General features: G+C 61.6%; 1 pseudogene. It reads right to left on the bottom strand.

What is annotated here, in order from left to right:
• Window positions 1–104 precede the first annotated feature (104 nt).
• Window positions 105–485: pseudogene (locus V6U90_RS33825) on the bottom strand (transposase); the annotation flags it as partial.
• Window positions 486–549: the final 64 nt, after the last annotated feature.

The raw sequence follows: 549 nt of genomic DNA, 5'->3' as shown, positions 1-549 counted from the left end.
GGCCGCATAAGCCGCACGACGCAAAGAACTCTTATAGCTGCAAACCCTATTCGAACGCCCTCTAAGAGGACGTCTGATTCACGTACTTTGTGTGTTATGGCGGTTTAGCCGTCTCGCCAGGTTGGGGTGGTTTCGGTGGTGAGGCGTTTGGCGAGGTTGTCGATCATGGCGATGGTGATCATGCTGGCGGAGTTGTCGGGTCGGGCTTCGTAGTCGCGGACGAGTCGGCGGTGGTGCATGAGCCAGCCCAGGGTGCGTTCGACGACCCATCGCCGTTTGACGACGCTGAAGCCCTTGGCCTGTGGGTCCTTGGTGACGATCTCGACGTCGACGCCGAGTGTGGCGCCGTGTTCGACGACGCGGTTCTTGAATCCGGCGTCGACCCAGGTCTTGGTCAGGGTGGGGTAGGCGGTGGTGGCCTGGTCGAGCAGGTCCATGCCGATGGTGTTGTCGCTGGCGCTGGCGGCGGTGACGATGACGGCGAGGTGTGGTTCCCCTCGTAACGTGGAGGCCAGGACTTGAGGGATAGAGGCTCATGGCTGAAACGAG

This window comes from Micromonospora sp. CPCC 206060 (assembly GCF_036906895.1).
In the GTDB taxonomy this organism is placed as follows: Bacteria; Actinomycetota; Actinomycetes; order Mycobacteriales; family Micromonosporaceae; genus Micromonospora.
The sequence above is the reverse complement of the archived record's forward strand: the minus strand, read 5'-3'. Positions and strand labels throughout refer to the sequence as shown.